We start from the raw sequence: 1,577 nt of genomic DNA, 5'->3' as shown, positions 1-1,577 counted from the left end.
CCCCTTTCAGGCTGTTGACCAGCCGGGACAGGGCGACCTTGGGCGGGAAGCTCACCAGCAGGTGGACGTGATTGTCTCCGCCGTTGAACTCGGTCGGTTCGACCTCGAAGTCGACGCAGACGTCCCTCATGATCTCCTCCAGGCGGGACAGGACAGGTGCGCGTCGGTGAAGACCCGGTGCCGGAGTCTGGTCACGAAAACCAAGTGGGCGTGGAGCGCGGAAACACAGTGCCTACCGGTTCTGATATCGCCGCACGCGGCCATGACTCAACCACGTAGGGTGATCGGGTGCAGTTGCGGTACAACTACCGGCTGGAACCGACTCCTGTCCAGCGGATCGCGCTGGCGCAGGCGTTCGGGTGCGCCCGGGTGGTGTTCAACGACGCGGTCGCGCTGCGCAACCACACCCATGAGCAGGGACTGCCGTTCCTCACCGACGCCGAGCTGTCCCGGGCGGTGATCACCGAGGCGAAGCGGCGGCCGGATCGAGCCTGGCTGGGCGGGGTCTCAGCGGTGGTGCTGCAACAGGCGCTGGCCGATGCCACCACCGCGTTCCGCAACTTCTTCGCCTCCCTGGCCGGGAGGCGTCAAGGGCCGAAGGTCGGGCCGCCCCGGTTTCGTTCCCGCCGCGACAACCGCCAGGCGATCCGGTTCACCCGCAACGCCCGCTTCAAGGTGGTCCCGGGCGGGAAGCTGAGCCTGCCGAAGATCGGTGACGTCACGGTGCGCTGGTCACGAAAGCTGCCCGCCGCCCCCTCCAGCGTGAGTGTGATCAAGGACGCGGCGGGCCGGTACTTCGCCTCGTTCGTGGTCGAGGTCGCCGCGCGACCGCTGCCCGAGGTCGAGGCCGAGACCGGGATCGACGTGGGGCTGGGGCATTTCGCGGTCCTGGCCGACGGGAGGAAGATCTCCTCTCCGAGGTTTCTGCGCCGGGCGGAGAAGAAACTCGCCAGGCTGCAGCGCGCCCTGTCGCGTAAGCAGAAGGGGTCGAACAACCGGGCCAGGGCCCGGATTCGGGTGGCGGCCCAGCACGCCAAGGTCGCCGACGCGCGCCGCGAGTTCCACCACCGGCTCTCCACAACGATCATCCGTGAGAACCAAACGGTGGTCGTGGAGGACCTGGCGGTCAAGGGACTGGCCCGCACCCGGCTGGCCAAGAGCGTGCATGACGCGGGCTGGTCGTCCTTCATCGCGATGCTGGAGTACAAGGCGAAGCTGCACGGGCGGGGCTTCTGTCGGATCGACCGGTGGTTTCCCTCCTCCAAGCTCTGCTCGGCCTGCGGCCTGATCGCCGAGGCGATGCCGCTGAACGTGCGGGAGTGGATCTGCGCCGGATGCGGCCTCACCCACGACCGGGATGTCAACGCCGCAGTCAACATCCTCGCCGCCGGACGGGCGGAGAGGCTGAACGCCTCCCACACGCGTGGGCGGGACGGCGCCAGCCGTGCCGGTGGAGGGCAGGTAAGACCACCGCTCGCGGTGGCACAGCCCGCTGAAGCAGGAAGCCATCGAGGTGCCGCATGAACACGCGCGGCACGGGCGAGAATCCGCGGGCTTCAGCCCGAGGAGCGCGTCAA

General features: G+C 68.5%; 1 protein-coding gene and 1 pseudogene. One reads left to right on the top strand and one right to left on the bottom strand.

Annotation, left to right across the window (positions count from 1 at the left end; genetic code table 11):
• Positions 1–264, bottom strand: a pseudogene (gene tnpA, locus ABEA43_RS67675) (IS200/IS605 family transposase); the annotation flags it as partial.
• A 24-nt stretch (positions 265–288) separates the two neighbouring features.
• On the opposite strand from tnpA, the gene ABEA43_RS67670 reads away from it, so the two are divergent.
• Positions 289–1,524, top strand: a complete 1,236-nt coding sequence (locus ABEA43_RS67670) for an RNA-guided endonuclease InsQ/TnpB family protein (RefSeq protein ID WP_345581532.1) — start codon at positions 289–291, stop codon at positions 1,522–1,524.
• Positions 1,525–1,577: the final 53 nt, after the last annotated feature.

The sequence above is a fragment of the Nonomuraea rosea genome, assembly GCF_039539705.1.
GTDB lineage: Bacteria > Actinomycetota > Actinomycetes > Streptosporangiales > Streptosporangiaceae > Nonomuraea > Nonomuraea rosea.
This window is presented reverse-complemented; position numbering and strand designations above follow the sequence as displayed.